18 protein-coding genes are annotated in these 18070 nt (G+C 42.5%); 9 read left to right on the plus strand and 9 right to left on the minus strand.

Going from position 1 to position 18070, the window contains the following annotated elements:
• Window positions 1–136: 136 nt before the first annotated feature.
• Window positions 137–3295, minus strand: a complete 3159-nt coding sequence (locus QZ938_RS08980) for a PAS domain-containing protein (protein ID WP_293348854.1) — start codon at window positions 3293–3295, stop codon at window positions 137–139.
• A 1119-nt stretch (window positions 3296–4414) separates the two neighbouring features.
• Window positions 4415–5353, minus strand: a complete 939-nt coding sequence (locus QZ938_RS08985; protein ID WP_293348857.1) for a glycosyltransferase — start codon at window positions 5351–5353, stop codon at window positions 4415–4417.
• A 339-nt stretch (window positions 5354–5692) separates the two neighbouring features.
• On the opposite strand from QZ938_RS08985, the gene QZ938_RS08990 reads away from it, so the two are divergent.
• The 3 genes from QZ938_RS08990 (at window position 5693) to QZ938_RS09000 (ending at window position 8431) form a co-directional block, all read left to right on the plus strand.
• A complete protein-coding gene (locus tag QZ938_RS08990) occupies window positions 5693–6895 on the plus strand; it encodes an argininosuccinate synthase (RefSeq protein ID WP_293148553.1) in 1203 nt (400 codons plus the stop codon).
• Between the two features lie 155 nt (window positions 6896–7050).
• Window positions 7051–7737 carry a Uma2 family endonuclease gene (locus tag QZ938_RS08995; RefSeq protein ID WP_293148555.1) on the plus strand — a complete coding sequence of 229 codons (687 nt, stop codon included), beginning with the start codon at window positions 7051–7053 and terminating at the stop codon, window positions 7735–7737.
• 58 nt (window positions 7738–7795) lie between these two features.
• On the plus strand, window positions 7796–8431 hold the full coding sequence (locus QZ938_RS09000; protein ID WP_293337689.1) for a Uma2 family endonuclease: 636 nt from the start codon (window positions 7796–7798) through the stop codon (window positions 8429–8431).
• Window positions 8432–8463: 32 nt separating this feature from the next.
• On the opposite strand, the gene QZ938_RS09005 is transcribed toward QZ938_RS09000, so the two are convergent.
• Window positions 8464–9243: a pentapeptide repeat-containing protein gene (locus QZ938_RS09005; protein WP_293348860.1), complete on the minus strand. Its 780-nt coding sequence runs from the start codon at window positions 9241–9243 to the stop codon at window positions 8464–8466.
• Between the two features lie 258 nt (window positions 9244–9501).
• Between QZ938_RS09005 and QZ938_RS09010 the strand changes: the two genes are divergently transcribed.
• The 3 genes from QZ938_RS09010 to QZ938_RS09020 all read left to right on the plus strand — a co-directional run bounded on the left by QZ938_RS09010 (window position 9502) and on the right by QZ938_RS09020 (window position 12027).
• A complete protein-coding gene (locus QZ938_RS09010; protein ID WP_293151048.1) occupies window positions 9502–9915 on the plus strand; it encodes a hypothetical protein in 414 nt (137 codons plus the stop codon).
• A gap of 116 nt (window positions 9916–10031) precedes the next feature.
• A complete protein-coding gene (locus QZ938_RS09015) occupies window positions 10032–11066 on the plus strand; it encodes a hypothetical protein (protein ID WP_293151050.1) in 1035 nt (344 codons plus the stop codon).
• 61 nt (window positions 11067–11127) lie between these two features.
• Complete coding sequence (locus QZ938_RS09020; RefSeq protein WP_293348863.1) at window positions 11128–12027, plus strand: type IV pilin-like G/H family protein; 900 nt, start codon at window positions 11128–11130, stop codon at window positions 12025–12027.
• 113 nt (window positions 12028–12140) lie between these two features.
• Here QZ938_RS09020 and QZ938_RS09025 read toward each other — a convergent pair whose 3' ends face one another.
• The 3 genes from QZ938_RS09025 to QZ938_RS09035 form a co-directional block, all read right to left on the minus strand.
• Window positions 12141–12773, minus strand: coding sequence for a Uma2 family endonuclease (locus QZ938_RS09025; protein ID WP_293348866.1), 633 nt, complete (start codon window positions 12771–12773; stop codon window positions 12141–12143).
• 57 nt (window positions 12774–12830) lie between these two features.
• Entirely contained in the window at window positions 12831–13559 is a 729-nt protein-coding gene (locus tag QZ938_RS09030; protein ID WP_293348869.1) for a hypothetical protein, read from the minus strand.
• 222 nt (window positions 13560–13781) lie between these two features.
• On the minus strand, window positions 13782–14405 hold the full coding sequence (locus QZ938_RS09035) for a DedA family protein (RefSeq protein WP_293348951.1): 624 nt from the start codon (window positions 14403–14405) through the stop codon (window positions 13782–13784).
• A 355-nt stretch (window positions 14406–14760) separates the two neighbouring features.
• Between QZ938_RS09035 and QZ938_RS09040 the strand changes: the two genes are divergently transcribed.
• Window positions 14761–15105, plus strand: coding sequence for an STAS domain-containing protein (locus tag QZ938_RS09040; RefSeq protein WP_293151057.1), 345 nt, complete (start codon window positions 14761–14763; stop codon window positions 15103–15105).
• A 170-nt stretch (window positions 15106–15275) separates the two neighbouring features.
• On the opposite strand, the gene QZ938_RS09045 is transcribed toward QZ938_RS09040, so the two are convergent.
• Window positions 15276–15920, minus strand: a complete 645-nt coding sequence (locus tag QZ938_RS09045; protein WP_293348872.1) for a hypothetical protein — start codon at window positions 15918–15920, stop codon at window positions 15276–15278.
• Complete coding sequence (locus QZ938_RS09050; protein ID WP_293151059.1) at window positions 15913–16467, minus strand: Npun_F5560 family protein; 555 nt, start codon at window positions 16465–16467, stop codon at window positions 15913–15915. Before QZ938_RS09050 ends, QZ938_RS09045 begins: the two co-directional genes overlap by 8 nt.
• Window positions 16468–16540: 73 nt before the next feature.
• On the opposite strand from QZ938_RS09050, the gene QZ938_RS09055 reads away from it, so the two are divergent.
• Window positions 16541–16669, plus strand: a complete 129-nt coding sequence (locus QZ938_RS09055) for a hypothetical protein (RefSeq protein ID WP_293365452.1) — start codon at window positions 16541–16543, stop codon at window positions 16667–16669.
• Between the two features lie 123 nt (window positions 16670–16792).
• Here the strand turns inward: QZ938_RS09055 and QZ938_RS09060 are convergent, their stop codons facing one another.
• Window positions 16793–17386 (minus strand): class II aldolase/adducin family protein, encoded by a 594-nt coding sequence (locus tag QZ938_RS09060; RefSeq protein ID WP_293348878.1) that lies wholly within the window; start codon window positions 17384–17386, stop codon window positions 16793–16795.
• A 514-nt stretch (window positions 17387–17900) separates the two neighbouring features.
• Between QZ938_RS09060 and QZ938_RS09065 the strand changes: the two genes are divergently transcribed.
• The gene (locus tag QZ938_RS09065; RefSeq protein ID WP_293151066.1) at window positions 17901–18062 is read left to right on the plus strand and encodes a hypothetical protein; all 162 of its coding nucleotides are present in this window, start codon (window positions 17901–17903) and stop codon (window positions 18060–18062) included.
• Window positions 18063–18070 lie beyond the last annotated feature (8 nt).

Here is an 18070-nt window from a genome sequence, read left to right on the forward strand (position 1 = left end):
TCAAACTAAACGCTAAACCGTTTGCTTAAAATATCGGAGAAAATTTCAGGTTTTGACATTATTTTCGGTCAATTACCTTTCATAAAAGGTTCGTAGTGAGGACTTTAGTCCTTCTTTCTGAGGACTAAAGTCCTCACTACAAACCTATTTTACTTTTGACTTTTTGCGAAATCGGTAGTTCGATCGCAAATTCTGTACCTCGGTCAACTTCTGAATGACACCACAAATTACCGCCGTGGCGGTCTTTCACAATTTGGTAACTAATCGACAATCCCAAACCAGTGCCACTGCCGATCGGCTTTGTACTAAAAAATGGGTCAAACATCCTTGACTGAACCTCGGGACAGATACCGGGCCCGCTGTCAGCAATCCGCACGCACACTTGATTTTCGCTGCTGACTTCCGTAATAATGCGAATCTGACTAACTTTGTCATTACAGGTTGCTGATGACTCTTCCACAGCATCGATCGCATTTGACAGCAAATTCATAAAAACTTGGTTTAATTGCGCCGGATAACACTCGACATTTGGCAGTTTGCCATAATTTTTGACAACTTGAATTTCCCGACCTTCTAGCTGTGACTGCAATCGATGCTGCAAAATCACCAAAGTGCTCTCTATCCCTTCATGAATGTCGGTGACTTTGCGCTCTTTTTCATCGAGTCTCGAAAAGTTTCGCAAGGACAACACGATCTGCTTAATTCTGTTAGCACCTGCTTGCATTGAAGCCAGCACTCTGGGGAAATCCTCAGCGATAAAATCCACTTCTATTTCTGCCAATTCTTCGGCAATTTCTGGCACTGGTTCGGGATAATTTTGCTGGTAAAGCTGGATCAATTTTACCAAATCTTTAGCGTACTGTGCGGCGGGAATAATATTGCCGTAGATGAAGCTGACGGGGTTATTGATTTCATGGGCAACTCCCGCCACCATTTGCCCAATACTTGACATTTTTGCGGCTTGAATCAGTTGTGATTGAGCATTTTTTAAGTATTCCAGAGTTTGTTCTAACTGTTGGGCTTTTTCTCGTTCTCGCTGTTCGCTACTTCGCAAACTTGCTTCGGCTTGTTTGCGATCGCTAATATCGATATGCGTGCCCGTCATCCGCAAAGGATTTCCCGAATCATCACGTTCCATCACCTTAGCTTGAGCCAAAATCCACTTCCATTCGCCGAATTTTGTCAGCATCCGAAATTCTGCTTCGTAGGTCGGTTTTTTGCCTACCAGGTGAGCATTTATCGCTGCTGTAGCCAGAGGCAAATCATCTGGATGTACAAGTCTTTCCCAGGCTGCATAACTATTTTCTATTTCCTCTACTTCATATCCCAGCATCGTCTTCCACCGTGAATTAAAATAGACTTCTCCCGTGGCAAGATTCCAATCCCACAATCCCGTCGCACTGGCTTCAAATGCCAGGTAAAAACGTTCTTCGCTAATTTGCAGCGCTGCTTCCGCTTCTTTGCGATCGGTGATATCCATTACTGTTCCAAACAGTTTAATTACTTCTAGGGATTTGTTAAAAATAGCTTCTCCCCTTGTTTCGAGGTATCTGATTTGACCGCTGGGATGCAAAATTCGCAACTCTTTTTTGTAGGAAGTTCCCTGTGAGATACCAAGGCTGACAGTTTGTTGAAACAACTCTCTGTCCTCTGGATGATACATCTGTAAAAGTTCGATATATGTCGGTTCAGGTGCGGCTGAGTCCAGACCAAAAATGCGAAATACTTCTTCCGACCAAATATTTTTATTGGTGACGATATCGAATTCCCAATTGCCGATATGGGCAATTTTCTGGGCTGCTGCTAGACTAGCTTCGCTTTTTTGCAATTTAAGTCGCTGCTCTTTATCTTGTTCCAGAAGATTGGCTTGAGCGATCGCAATTCCCATTTGTGCGGCGACAGCTTTCAATAATCTGATCTCATTTTGCGTCCAGTGGCGGGGGAGATCGTACTGATGCAAGCAAATCATGCCGTTAGCTTTTCCTTGGTATGAAGTCCGGATGCACATCATCGAATTCAAACCTATTTGACAGCACAAATCTCGGTATTTTTCTAGCAGCGGTTCTGCAAAAACATCGTCAGAAACTACAACTTTGTCTTGGGACAATACAAACTCAGCATGAGGATTGTCTATCAAGGTAATTCCCAAATCTAAAAGCGATTTAATTTCAGACTTTTTGTACTGACCTACACAAGAAAGGCGAGGAATTGGGTCTTCTTTGTAGGTATGAATTGAGCAATAATCGGCATTAAAAATCCGACCTATTTGGGCAACCGCTGTTTCAAAAACTTGATCCTGCTTTAAACTATAACGAATCTCCAGACTAATTGTTTCTAGCAGAAATCTTTGCTTGATTTGCCGCTCCAAAGCAGCCAAAGCTGTTTTAAGCTCGAATTCTGCTTGCTTGCGATCGCTAATTTCAGTAGCAGTTCCCAGAATTTTCCAAGGTTTGCCCTCCACCGTCCTTGAAAACACCGTATCCCGGCTAAAAAACCAGCGAAATTCACCATTTTTGTGTTCTATTTGGTATTCAAACTCAAAGCTTTCACCATCTTTTGATGTCTGAATCCTCCTCATGTGTTCTGAGAATGCTGGCAAATCGTCAGGGTGTATTAAGTTAGGAAGAAATGCTGCTGGCATTTGCTGTATTTCTTCCAGCGAGTAGCCAAGATCGATATATAGTTCGCGATTGAGATACAGAATTCGCTGTTCTATCACATCGTAAACGTACAAAACATTAGGATTCATTTTAATTACTGCCGACAGCCATTGCTGACTTTCTCGCAGTTGTGCTTCGACCCGCTTGCGTTCTTCTATTTCTGCTTCCAGGCGCGCATTTTGTGCTACTACTTGCCGAGAAAGCCTGCTCAGATGCATTTGACTTTCGACGCGAGCGACCAATTCTTCTATTTGAAATGGTTTAGTAATGTAGTCTATAGCTCCCAGCGAAAAAGCTTTAACTTTATCAAAAGTTTCATTTAAAGAGCTGATAAAAATTACAGGAATATCTTTGGTTTCAGGAGCAGCTTTTAGCTGTTGGCAGACTTGATAGCCATCTAGACCGGGCATCATAATGTCCAGCAAAATTAAATCTGGTGGAGTCGATCGCGCAAACTTAAGGGCTAATTTTCCATCCTGTGTTGGCCGCACTTGATATCCCCGGTCGGACAACAACTTGGATAAAAGACGCAAGCTTTCTGGGTGGTCGTCAACAATTAAAATGTTTTGTTTTAAGCCAGATATTTCAGATTGTTTTGTTGTTATTTTGGCGTATTTTTGGTCAAATTTATTCACGATAACCCCTCAGAGTCTTAGGAATATCTACGCAGCTTTTCTATCTATAGCGTTTACTATTTTGTTTTCATATGATAATTTTGCTGCGTAATATAGTGTGTATTAATCAAATTGTAAGAATCATTAAAGCGCAAGTGCTTATAGGTGGAACTATGAGCTTGCGGCAACAATAAAATTGGGTAGATGTTGATTTATGGCGCGAATTTGAGCAGTATAAGTTTCTATCAGCTCCGCATCCTGTTTGTCAATCGCTGGTCATTCTATTTTAGATTGGAGATTTCGGGGTCAGACGTTCGGCTAGGGCGATCGTCCAACGATTTTAGATTTACAAGGGTAGATGAATCTGGGAGATTGAACTTTTATCTAAAATTTTGGGATGCTCTTCAACAGTTGACAGTTGACAGTTGACAGTTTGAGAGCGACCTCTACCTATAGGTCAGAGGATTGGAGTAATGAATAGTCTGATTTTAATTTCTCCCTCAAAGACTTGGGGCTTTCAACCAATTCTTTCTGGTGACAGAAGAATGTGAGACGGTATCCGTTTTTGGACAGGAGTCATTGAGTGGCTGTATGCGATGCTTTTATTAGCTATGGCAGCATAAATCAGACACACAGCTTCCCTTTTGTGCTATGCCAGTGGCACTGTCCGATCGCCTGCCAACATAACGCACCCCTTAATTTCTATTCAGTCTATCAAAAATGTCTGCATCTTTAATTTTTTGTTTCAGCAAATTATTGCAGGCGATCGAGAAAACAGCCGATATTCCTCAAATAACGCATAAATCCGGCAAATTTCATTAAATATAAAATTCAAACAGTGATTAGAACGCGGTTTCGCTACTATTGGGCTAGTTGCTCAATGTTTGTTTTTAAGTATATCTACCGGCTCTGCACGGCAAGCAAATCGAGCCTGACAACCGGCTACCGTATCTTAAGTTTTGTTGAGGCGTTGGCGCGATCGGGGCGATCGCCTGTACAGCATCTAGATTGTCTGCGATATTAGAGGAGGAGAGGATTTGACGAGTAGGGAATAGGGCCTTGAAATCTACAATTTAAATGCCGTACAGCTTACTCATCAGTCAATATCAATCTAAAATCTAAAATCTAAAATGGCACGATCTATGGCATCTTTGTGGGAGCGTGCAATTCATCGCAAGCAGCATACACGGCTTTGACATTATACCAATTCAGAAAAATTCGAGCAATTTCTAAAGCTAACTGCGACTTACCTCGGTCGATCAACCACTGCAAAAAAGGTTTCATAGTGCGCTCGTTCAGCATCCCGCCCAAAGATAAAACTCCCCAGAGTATTTGGTGCAAAACAGTCATTTGAATCATCAGCCGCACTTCCCAACTCGGGTGTTTTTGATAAAACAAAACTCCCATTCTCCCGCGCTGAATTTCTCGGTCAATCATCCCAGGAATTTGCTCTAAATTAAAAGGTGGATGCCAGTGATAGCCGACGGCAGCCGGACATTTAATCAATTTTAAACCTAATTTTTTCAACCTGACACCCAATTCTAAATCTTCCCATCCGTAAAGTTGAAAGCGAGTATCAAACAATCCAGCTTCCAGCAGCCAGTGACGGGCGATGCCGACATTTCCCGTTGCAAAATAAGCAGCCGAAAAATCAGTTATTTTGTAAGGTTCCGCAGTGGGATTGTCGAAATTGCAAGTATTAATCACACTGCCGTAAGTAAAAACCGCATCAGTATCTTTGTAAGCCTGTAACAAAGCATCTGCGTGTGCTTGCAAGAAATCCTTTGTGACGACTAAATCGCTATCAATAAAAATAATTGTCTCGCCTTTAGCATCTTCAACGCCCAAATTCCTGGCGGCGGCGGGGCCTTGGTGAGATTGACAGATCGATCGCACGTGCGGCAAAAACTCGGCATCTGCGGCCAACCACTCCAGCGTGCCATCTGTCGAGCCGTCATCGACTACAATTACCTCATAATCTGCGATCGTGCTACCAAACTGCTGGTTTTCCAAAGCCAGTAGACATTTTGCCAAAATCGGTTTACGATTGTACGTCGGAATCACAACACTAAAAAACACGGCTTTTCCCCATCGCCACAGTTACCGTATCCCACGGTAGCAGATTTTTCGCAGCAAGTCCTCATGGGAAATAGCAAAGTTGAGCAAAAAAAGAATATCTAAATCTGTACTATTTCTGACAAGAATTGATCTCAATTAGGTGCATAATAAAAAGTTGGTTAAATTCCAATACGGTTGGGTTAACACTGTTTATGACCCGGAGATCCCCCTAAATCCCCCTTAAGAAGGGGGACTTTGAGAAGAATCTTGTCCCACCCCCTACTCCCCTTTTTAAGGGGGGCTAGGGGGGATCGGGCTCGGGCCCAACCGTATTAAGTTAAATTCAGGATCTAAATAGCAATGAGTCGCGCTAAAAAAGTTGTGCTAGCATATTCAGGCGGAGTCGATACCTCCGTCTGCATTCCTTACCTCAAAAACGAGTGGGGAGTCGAAGAGGTAATTACTCTGGCGGCGGATTTGGGACAGGGAGACGAATTAGAACCAATCCGCAAAAAAGCTTTAGCATCCGGTGCTTCGGAATCGCTGGTAATCGATGCTACCGAGGAATTTGTCAAAGATTATGCCTTCCCAGCCATTCAAGCTAACGCGCTTTACGAAAACCGCTATCCGCTTTCGACGGCTCTAGCTCGCCCGCTGATTGCTAAACTGTTAGTAGAAGCTGCCGAAAAGTATGGTGCAGATGCGATCGCCCACGGTTGTACTGGTAAGGGAAATGACCAAGTGCGGTTCGATGTGTCGATCGGCGCGCTGAATCCCAAGATCAAGATTTTAGCACCAGCGCGCGAATGGAAAATGAGCCGCGAAGAAACGATCGCCTACGGTGAGAGATGCGGGATTCCGTCGCCGGTGAAGAAGTCTTCGCCTTACAGTATCGATCGCAATTTGTTAGGAATGGCAATTGAAGCCGGCATCCTCGAAGATCCTTGGGCTGAACCGCCGGAAGAAGTTTATTTGATGACAAAGGCGATCGAAAACACCCCCGACAAACCCGAATACCTAGAAATTGGTTTTGAGAGCGGAAATCCTGTCAGTTTGAACGGCAAAGAATTATCACCAGTCGCCTTAATTACCCAACTCAACGAAATAGTTGGAAATCACGGCGTCGGACGGATTGACATGATTGAAAACCGCCTAGTTGGGATTAAATCGCGGGAAATTTACGAAACACCAGCGATTTTAGTTTTGATGCACGCGCACCGAGACTTAGAAAGTTTGACCTTGACAGCAGATGTGACTCGATACAAGCGCGGCATCGAAGAAACCTACAGCCAAATGATTTATAACGGTCTTTGGTACAACCCGTTAAAAACTGCTTTAGACGCATTTATTCAGGACACGCAAAAGCGAGTAACTGGAACCGTGCGCCTCAAACTGTTCAAAGGAAATGCCACAATTGTCGGCCGCAAATCCGAGAATTCGCTGTACAGTTTCGACTTAGCAACCTACGGCGCCGAGGATGAATTCGACCACAAAGCCGCCGAAGGATTTGTCTACGTTTGGGGACTGCCAACTCGCGTTTGGTCGGAGAAAAATCGGGGTTAGATATTGGCTGAAAAATCAGCCCACCGAATAGAATTCGGGGAGTTTACGGGCACACAAACAAAGTCCGGATGGTGCGCGGACTAAGAATAAGGTGGGCAATGCCCACCTTATTTGTTAAAGTAGGGATAAAATAGTTGAAAATCTTATAAACTGCCATGACAGCCTCAATTGCGACAGTTATCGAAACGAATATTACAGCAACTTCATCCCACTGGACAACCGCGACTTGGGAAGACTACCTGGCTGTTCGCGACGATCGCAAAAATGATAATATCGGATTGTTCTTTAATTGCGATCGGCTCTTGGTCATCGATATGGGAAAAGAAGGAATCAATCACGCCAGCATCAATAACTTGTTCACCATGTTGTTTGCTTTCTGGTTTAGTCAAGTACCAGGACTGATATTCAGTTCCCTGGGCGGCTGCTTGCTGGAAAAACCGAAAAAGCAAGCTGCTTCGCCAGATTTAATGCTTTATATAGGTAGCGAATACCCAACTTGGCAAAGAGGAGAACGGCGTTACATTAATTTAGAACAGTGGCGAGTACCGGATTTAGTAGGCGAAATTTCTGACACAACTTTAACAATAGATTTAGACGAAAAAAAATATCTCTATGCCGATTTGGGGATTCCTGAATATTGGGTAATTGACGTTAAAGGTTTGCGAGTTTTTGCCTTTCAGTTGCAGTCAAACGGCAAGTATCAGGAATGTGAAACTTCTCTAGCACTGTCAGGGCTGCCAGTTTCTTTATTGAATCAAACTTTGGAACGTTTGAATGAAGAAACAAATGGCAGTGCAGCTATGTGGTTTGCTCAACAGATTGCGACCTTGAAAACAGAGTGAGCGTGGTATAATAAAAGTGGTCGGAATCTACAATTATCAAAAACTCCATATAAAGCCAATGGTTGCAAATCAAAGCCCAAATTACATCTCGCCGGAAGAGTATCTAAAATTAGAAGAACTCAGCCAGATCAAACATGAGTATATTCAGGGCGAAACCTACGCAATGGCAGGTGCTACTGAATCTCATGTGACAATATGTGTCAACTTAGTCAAAACACTAACCGATCATGTCCGGGGCAATGGCTGTAAGCTCTACACTGGAGACATGAAAGCTAGGATTGAATCTAGGAATATTTATTACTATCCCGATGTGATGGTAAGCTGCGATGAACGGGACAAAGCTTTTAAATCATTTAAAAAATATCCTTGTTTAATTATCGAGGTTTTGTCTGATGGAACTGAAGGATTCGATCGCGGCGATAAGTTTGCTGATTATCAAGAATTAGAAACGCTTCAGGAGTATGTGTTAATTAGTCAAAAGCGGCAGCGGGTAGAGTGTTTCCGCCGCAATGCTGAGGGGTTGTGGGTTTTACATTCTTACACGCAAGGAAGTGAAATTCACTTAGCTAGTGTGGATTTTCGCACTAGCATGGATGCTATCTATGAGGATGTAATCTTTACCAACGAAAGTCATTCGGCGGTTGAAACCGCAACTACACAAACGAAGTCCGCGCAACGCGAGACTGAAGAGTAGAATGGATATTATGGCAGGATTTGGTATCATGTCTATGCCTGACTCAATATTTCCAAAAACTCCTGCACAACTAAATCGGGTTGTTCGCTGCATCGGGTAGCGTCGTAATGTTTGATAAGACTGATGCTAGAATCTATAGAAAGCCCGCACATTTCATCTTCTGTTGTGTTTTGATGGGATGATTCACTGTCAATTTTCAGCATTCCTAACTTGTTTTGGTGGAAAATCAGAAAGTCAGCTTCTAGATTCCGTCTACCTTCCGGTGTTGCGAGTCGGAGTTGGGAGTTGGGGATGAAGAGAGTAGAAGTGCGATCGAGTATTTCGGCAATTTTCACTTGTGCGTCGCAGTGAAAGCAAAAACCGTTCCAGTCAATTTCGTTTTCAGAGTCAGATAATTTAGTTTCACCGTCAGCGTTTATAGTTTTATCTAAATCAGCTTGAACATAGTCAGCTTCACTTAAATTTGCAAATAATCTTGCTCCACTGAGGTTTGCTCCACTGAGATTTGCACCAGTGAGGTTAACTTCTATCGTCAGATTTCGCTGTAGATTCACTTTGCCTCGTCTTAAATATCGTTTCAATACTGACTTGAGATTATCTTTTTTGACTTTTTCTTCTAGTGCTTTTGAAAGTAGCTTCCACAGTTTAGCACCAGCATCTTTGATATAATCATATTCATATTCAGCACTGGCTGCAATTTCTTTATAAGACCGCCCTTCCCAGGATTGACGAAACACTAACTCTTGAACTTTGTTGAGGCGATCGTAGTTAAGGGCTGTTTCTGCGATCGCTATGGCTTCGTCAACTGTCATATGTTAAAGTCCCTTCATAGCTAAAATTTCTACCTCATACCAGATTTTAGCATAATACTCCCACCACTTGGTCTCTAGACCTGGTTATTACTTTTGTACTACTTTTAAAATACTTTTATATTACTTTTTTGAGTCTTAAGACAGATGTGGATTTGATAATATGGAATCTAATCAACAGAAACAGTGTTTGTGTTGGAGTCTCATAGAATATTCCAGCCTCGATCAAATATTGTTAATAATTAATTAACAGGAAGCTTCATGTTAAGTAAAAAATTGCTAACATTCAGTTTAATTACCTTATCTTATATTGGTAGTGTAGGAGTATTGTCTACTTTAACTACTGGCTGTGACTTGATAAAACAAGATAAATCCTTGTCTGCAAGTAAAGCAGAAAAAATAGTGAATAAATGGAAATCTTCTCGAAGTGGCACAATTCAGATATTAGGAGTACGTGAAAATCCAGATAATACTGCTGTAGCTACCTTACAAGCTTCCAATTTAATAGTTAAAACAGACTTTCTTGGCACAATAACGGAGAAAAAATTTTCGGGGCCGGGCGAAGCTAAATTCTCGCGCTATACCGATGGAAGTTGGGCGCTCACAGGATTGTTTTTTGGCAATGATATATTGGATAGCTTTTGGTTTAAGGATCTCAATATAAAAGATGATTAGGTGAAACTCGGCAAAAATCAACGGTACTAGCTTGATGTCGCTCTCAATAACATCAGGCTGGTTATTAGAAAGCAATGTGACTGAACAACAATTATTAGTAGAAGAGGAAATTATTAATGTCATCTGGTGGTAGCGGTGGTAGTCCCATACCTTGGAAAAAAATAGCAGGAGTTAGTCTTTTAGTAGTACCTATTGTGATTGGCACAGCCACCTTTCTTTTTGGAGATACAGTGCTGTGTAAGTTGAAAGGCGTGGATGTTGGCTTTCTGAAATGTGATAATCCATCAGAATCTAAAGCTACGACTGAAACCCCATCGTTACCCCCCAAATTTCCCCCTTCATCTGAACCTGTTAAACAAGAGCCTATTTCTTCTCCATCACCGACATCAACTCCTTCTCCTGTGTCGGTGACTCCAGTGCCAGTTTCGCCATCGCCATCTCCAGTAAAACTATCTGCTGACAAAAAGCCCTGCACAGTAGAGCAAAATGGCAGTACCGTAAACCTTGGTTCTTTGGAGCATTCTTGCCCCTTCGCTGGTAATGTTAGCTCTAATAATTTAGAGAATCGTTATCGTTTCAAGATAGATAATCCCAGTAATATCAGCCTATTTTTAGATGACGTGAATAGCGAAGTAGAAATGTTTCTATATTCAGATAGAGATGGTACAGGAGTAATTCAATATCAACTTGAAAATATATCTGCTATTAAGTCAAAAACAGGAGTAATTGAAAAAGAATTGGGTGTGGGAAGCTACATTCTTGTTGTAAAAATGAAAGCTAGAGAGACCCCATATTCACTGCAAATAATTAACAATACAAGTCAAATAGAAAATGTTGGTTATTTAGAGGAAAAAACGATTCCTAAAAACGGGAGTATTAATTTAAAACACAGACAGAAATTTTACAGTTTTCAACTGGCAAATCCTTCGAGCATTAGTCTGTCTTTAGGTGGCGTTAATAGCGAAGTAGAAATGGTTTTGTATTCAGACAGAAATGGAACAGGAGTAATTCAATATCAACTTGAAAATACATCTGCTTTTAACTCAAAACCAGGAATAATTAAAACCAATTTAAGAGTAGGTAATTACATTGTTCTTGTACGGTCAAGACTTAGAGATACCGATTACACTCTTACTATGTCTGCTCCTTAGTGAATCATTAAATTTCTCTTTTTTCGTCAATTTTTTCTCTAGCCACTCAAAAGCAATTAATATGACTATCACTCAAAAAAAATCCAATCTTCTACCTTGGAAATGGGCATTAATTTGTGCTGGCTCGACAGTATTATTAGTGCTAGATGGATTTCGATTCTCGAATTTAATCAATCCTAAAATTTTTTCAACTTCTGTAGCTACTGCTATTTCTCAAAACTATGTTGCCAAAAAATTGATAGGTCAATGGCAAACAAAAGTTTCAGGTCAGTCTTTAATATTAATTTTCACACAGGAAGGAAAGTTATTTATGTTGGATACGCCTACTTCGGCTACCGAAATGAAGTATCAGATTAACGTAAATACTCAACCAAAGAATCTAGATCTATTAGTAGGATCAAAAATTGTCGCAAGGACAATTTTTGATTTCACGGCGGACGGTCAGTTGCGTTTAGAATTAGATAATATTGGAGAATCTCGACCCACATCTTTTAGTTCCAATACAAGGGTATTTCGGAAAATATCTGAGCAAACGCTACTGCCTGCGAATGTTAGAGTAACTAATCCCGAAGATCAACAAAAAAAAGCCAGACAAACAGAAGCAAAAATGTATGTTGGTATGATGAATCAAGCACAACGAGCTGCTTACGCCGAAACCAATCGTTTTGTATCTAGAATAGATAAATTGCAACTAGGTATGAAGTCAGAAACAGAAAATTACTCATATAGTATTGTTTTGGGCAACGATAATCGTTTTGCTCAATCAATTGCCTTAGCTAAGATAGAGGGAATAAGAAACTATACAGGTATAGTAGTTTTAGCTAAGACAGCTAGTGGTCAATCAACTACTGAACACATACTTTGTCAAAGTAATGAACCTTCAAAAAAGCTTCCAGGAAAACCAACAGCTACCAACCCTACAAATATAAAATGTCCTCCTGGCTATTCGTTAGTACCGTGAAATTTTCCTCAAAATCATCAGATTTTATCTTTTATCCCAGTCCGCGCAGGCGGACTTTGTTCGTGTAGACGCGATTTCCAATCGCCCCGAAATTGGTAATTTGAATATCACCTTCACTCCTCAGACTCCGACTCAAAATCCACGCGATCGTACATTTCACCCAACGACATCTCAAACTCCACACAACTCAATTTCAACACCGCATCAGCACCATCATACTCAGACAAAATCCACTTATTATCATCCGTCTTCACAAACTGTTCGACGTGCATTTCATATTGATCGATCAAAACATACTCCCGAAAACTAGGAATAGAACGAAAAAGTTTAAATTTTCCACCCCTGTCATAGTCCGCCGTCGATTCCGATAAAACCTCAGCTACCATCACCGCATTAGTAATCGTATCTTTCCTGCCCTCAGCAAACTCCAACTTACCCGCCACCAACATCACATCAGGATAAGTATAAACTCGCTTCGACGGTATCCACAAACGCAAATCGTTTATATATACTCGGTACGGTTGTCCTTTCGTAGCAAAATTCAAAGTCCCGCTCAAATTAAGAGCTATTTGATTGTGATTTGGTGTTCCGCCTGTCATAGGGATTATCCTGCCATCCTGATATTCACTTCTAAATTTTGCCCCCTCTTCCAGCATTAAATAGTCTTCAGGAGAGTAATAAATTTGTACTTTATCCTCAACTTTGTCTTCAACTACTTCTGCGCGGATTTCTGTTAATGCCGTCATACTAAATCCTCATTTGCTGATACTCACAATTATAGCCACATTATCTCTAAATCGAAACTACTCCTCATCGATGGATTCAATTACCTCTCCCTCAAACTCAAAACCCCTCTCCATACCATCAAAATATTTGTCATAATTAGCCTTGATCCACAGTGCTGCTTCCCCGTTTCCTAACTCCACAGCTTTATCAATTATCTTGCAATCTGTCAGCGAAAATTCGATCGCTTTCATTGTCTTGAAACAATCCCAAACCACCTTTGGCACCGATACCGGCGACACCGCATACCTCAACAATTCCTCAGCATCTTCTGGGGAAACGATCGCATTATTCTCAACCCAGATCGTACCCACATCTTCTTCGCTTTCCCCTTGCCAATTAACCTCGCCGCTCAAAACATAACCCCAAGGTTCGATAAAATTGTCAATCAGATACTGCAACCATTCCACATAATCATAAAATTTTTCCATGCCGTTCCATTTAATCCCCCCGCCGTCAGCAGTCGGAATCCACTTACACCACAATCCGGGCTGAGTCTTTGGCGGGCGGTTGTAATTTACGATCGACAATTCCGACTCTTCATCCCAGCTTTCGTTGACAAAATAGCAACCTTCTTCGCCCAAAGGCAAACCCACGGCTGTTCTCGCCGCATCGGGAACATCTTGCAAAATTTCAGGATTTCGCTTCATTCGCCTCGTCCGAGAAAACTCTAATAAGTAAATAGTTTCGCTGTCCAATAACCGCTTATTTAAATGAAATTTTCCGTCAAAAATTGTAGTGTATCCCATGATTTTTACCTATTATAAATGTAGGCGCGATTTAGAGAGTATTGGTGTAAACTTAAGACTAAGACTATTTGTATTTCTCGTTTATAGCTGAGTCTAGATCCCCCTAAATCCCCCTTAGGTCGGGGGACTTTGAGTGTTCTTATTCCCCCCTTTTTAAGGGGGGTTAGGGGGGATCGAGGTGGCTCATCGTCAGACGATATACTGATACTACAAGTACCAACCCTACTTCGTCTTGTCCAAATTCCGCGACTCCAACCAAATAGGAATTGCAATCCAAGCAACTGTTAATAGCAAAGCAACTACCGCAAATTGAGCAGCCCAACCTACTAACTTCTCTAAAGACACAACTTGTCCTAGGAAGTATGACAAACTTACCATTACGGATGCCCAGCTTGCGGCACCCAAAATATTGAAGAATGAAAATTGCAAAAAGGGCATTTCTGCAATACCCGCTAGGGGACTGGCAAAAATTCGCAGCAGTGCGATGAAACGGCCCAAAAATACGGCTTTAGCCGCATTTTTGCTAAACTGTTCTTTTAAGTCAAACAGTTGTTCTTCCCGAAAGCGGAAAATTTTTCCCAGCTTCAGCAGTAGCGGCCAGCCGCCGTATCTGCCGATCGCATAACCGAAATTTCCCCCCACAGTCGCACCGGCGATCGCGCTTCCGAGCACGTACCAGTAATTCAGTTCCCCGCTGCCGGCTAAAAACCCGCCAGCAATCGTAATTGTCTCGCCTGGAAGAGGGACTCCCAGATTTTCTAGCAAAATCCCGAAAAATACAGCCCAGTAGCCGTAATCTCGCGCTAATTGCTGAATAGTCTCTAACGATAAAAACTCAAAAGACATTTCGATATTGCCTTCGTAAACTTTTGCAAAGCTCAATACTTTTATATATTGGCTCGATTCGGCCAATAGTGCAATCTTTCGCTGTGATGAAAAACACACTACACTTGCGATCGCCAGCCAAACAAAAAAATAGCCTTCAACGCATTATAGATAAATATGAGAATAGTTGCGGTTGCGTTCCGCCCATTGCCATCAAGGCATCCTACTAAATTTATCACTCCCGGCGATCGCCTGTGCTTTCACAGCAGTCCCGATCGCGCATCCTACAAACCTTAGCTAAAATCCGCTGATGCTGTTGAGACGTTTCAGCAAGTGAATTCACTTATTCATACTTTACAATCGTAGGATAACTGCTATGGAATTTTCCAACTTCAACGAACACATCATCCTGCAACCTCACAACTGCCTCGACTCCCAAGCAGGCAACCTCATCCAGCAACAGTTAGCCGAGATTTTGCCCGATCGCCCTCAACTCTGGGTAATAGACATGGCCTACGTAGATTTTATCGACAGTTCCGGCTTGTGCGCCCTAGTCGGCGGACTCAACGCCGCCCGCCACCGGGGATGTCGCCTCGTCATCTGCAACCTCTCATCCACAGTCAGGCTCATTTTTGAAATTACTCAACTCGACCAACTCTTTGAAATTTTTGACAGTTTCGAGCAAATTATCTCAACAGAAACTCCCGCTTTAGTTGCTTAATAAAAATCAAGCGATATCCGGTTAATTGCCCATAATTATGTTCGTAGTAAGGACTTTAGTCCTTATTTATTAGTCAAGAGAGGACTAAAGTCCTCACTACAAACATTAAGAAGTAATTTGTAGGTCGTAATTTATTAGTCAAGAGAGGACTAAAGTCCTCACTACAAACATTAAGAAGTAATTTGTAGGTCGTAAATAGGCTTATTTGTCAAGCAATACCAATGACAAACCAATAAATCCGGTACTTGAACGCCGACAGAAGCGATCGCAGGTGCCGCCGGAAAAGGCAAAAGTCGATCGAAACAAATCCTGTCTCCAACGAACCCGAACTGCATCAAATAAGTCGCCGGCGGCGCATTTAAAAGATCCACGAGCAAACGGTAAGCCAACTCGTACAACTGCTGCCGCCAAACATCAGACAAATGCAGCGGTTGAGAGTAAGTCAACTCGCCCGACAACTTGTCAAATTCCCCAGCGATCGCCTCAGCATACAGCGGCCCCTTTGCCGTCAACACCACCGGCAGCCAAAAATTGCCATCGCCGACGGGCACTTGCAATTCCTCGGCGACTCGATCGCGCGCAGCCGACACATTAGCAGCAAATCGAAACAGATTTTGACCCGGAAAAACCAGGTTGGGCGGAACATCGAGCGTCAAAGGGCAAACGATCGCCCCCGAAAGAGCGATCGCGCCAGAATTGAGTTCAGAAACCGCACATATCTCGACTTCAGTTAAAGGATCGGATTGAGCGATCGCAGCCTTGAGGCGATCGGCCGAGCCTTGTTCGTAGCCTGTTACAATCACAACTTTAGGCATTGCCAAAGCTCGGCATTTGAATACCGCGATCGTCCTCAGGATCGACGCTGGGCAGATCCAGGCCCTTAGCCTTGCGGTTGCGTACCGCCAGACGGTAAGTCACGCTCTGTAACTCAGTGTGCAACTGGTTGTTTTCCTTTTGTAGTTGCTGCAACTTTTCCTTAATCGGCTCGATCCGCTCGGCAAACTTCTGGCGGTAAACTCCCGGCAATTCCTGAACCACCTGTTCGAGCATTCTAGAGCGATCGGTCAATTCTTGCACCGACTGTCGCAGTTGGTAAACCTCAGCATCGCGCTCGGCGATTTGTTCTTGATAAAAACCAACTTGCTCTTCCACGGCTTGCAATTGTTCTCGCATCGCCTGCATTTGAGCTTGGTGGCGATCGGAAACTTCCGGCGCCGGCACAAAACTGGAATTTCCCTTGACCAGTCTGAAAAGTTCTTGAGATAACTGCTGCACCAATTGGTCGCGCATTTGCAGCTCTTCGGTCAGACGAGATACCTCTGATTGCAGTTCTTTTGAGCTTACAAGTTTAGTCTGATTCACAATGACCCTCAGTTTTTACGATATTATATATTTCTTTAAAATATCTTTACCTTACCTCAGAGGCAAGAGGTACTTGAAAAGTTTTGAACCCGCAGTCGCTAGAGCGATCGGTCACAAATCAACGGCCAAGCCCAGTTTAACCCCGATCGGCACCAACGTCAGTCAATTTTATATTTTAGATTGGGAATTACTGATTGGGTAAGGGTTTGGAGCGCGAGCTGATAGTTGCATTCTTTTTCTGAACTGAAATTACCTAAAATCGTCGGTTTTTTGTCAAGAAACCTGGTTTCTTAGCTTTTTCTGGCAAGAGTGCGAATTCTCAAGTCTAACCGATCGCCCCCGAGAGCACTTTCCCAGCTTCATCCAAGGTACTGCCAAAACAGATAATTCCGTCCTCGTGACCGGCCATGGCCAGAATTTTGCGATCGGCCAAATTCTCCTCCTCAAAAAGTCTAAACATTTCTAGCGCCATTTGAGGAGTACCGTAGGGTATCTCTTTTCTAGTAGTAGGAATTTTAAACAGCAGTTGCTGCCACAGTTGAGGATTGTGAACGTGAATTATCGCACGCACATCATCTCTGCGAAGGTACAGTGCAGCGTGAGTTAGCGACTCCGACGAAGCTGGTACGGGGCCGCGACAGCCGAGGAAATTTTGTTCTAAGTTAAATTCGGTAACAGTACAATAAAATTCAGGCCCCAGATTTGGCAAGTGTGCCGTCTGGGTGCCTGAAATAATGAACTGGCAAGAATTGCCAATTCTGATACTGATGTTACCAAAACCAATACTATTTTCGTAGACGCCTATTAGTCCCCAAGAGTGGAGTCGATCGCGCCAGTCCATTAAATCTGCTATGTTCTCGGCAGCTAAAGGATCTGCCTCTTGCCATTGGCAGCGGTACTTAACGACTCCCTCATCCATCTATTTTTATTCCTAGCAAATTCACGACACACAAGTCAGATCCTGAGACTTCACCGAAGTTGTCAAACTGTTTTTTTGTCTGCTGCCTTCTGTCGAGAGTGCCTGAGTGCCTTCAATAATTTACATTCCTGTGTCACCGTAATTGGCGATCGACATTAGCAAAAAGTATACTACGCAAGAAGAACAAATTATTCCAAACATCATAAGTCTAGCCTCAACAGGTCATTGCAAAAGTGGAAGGTAAAAACACACGCTTTCAGGCTGGGAGTTTGATTCTTGGCTCTTGCTAGATCGAGTCTCTTATGTGAAACTATCTAACGTCCCTCAACAAGTTATTGCTTGAGATTACAGTATTTCTACTGAGGTTGTTAACCCTCTCAACAATATTTAACGATCGAGTAGTCCTTTATCCGGGAACTTAGGTAAAATCAACCGTACATTTACTTATTTTTTATTATATAGATATTTAAGTGAGCTGAACACAAAATCAAAAAAGTTTACCAAATCAACACAAATGCCAGCCGATCTGGAGTTGTTAATTGCCGAAAGCCTTGCTAGTGTTGGTTTTCCCTTTTCTCATACAACGCCATCAGGTTCAGCTAAGACCTACCGCTGGCAAAAACAAGCTGAAACCCTCGTTGTTATTGATATTCCCTTTGATCGTATCGCTCAATGAGTTCAGTT

It is taken from the genome of Microcoleus sp. CAWBG27, from assembly GCF_020883145.1.
Classification (GTDB): Bacteria; Cyanobacteriota; Cyanobacteriia; order Cyanobacteriales; family Microcoleaceae; genus Microcoleus.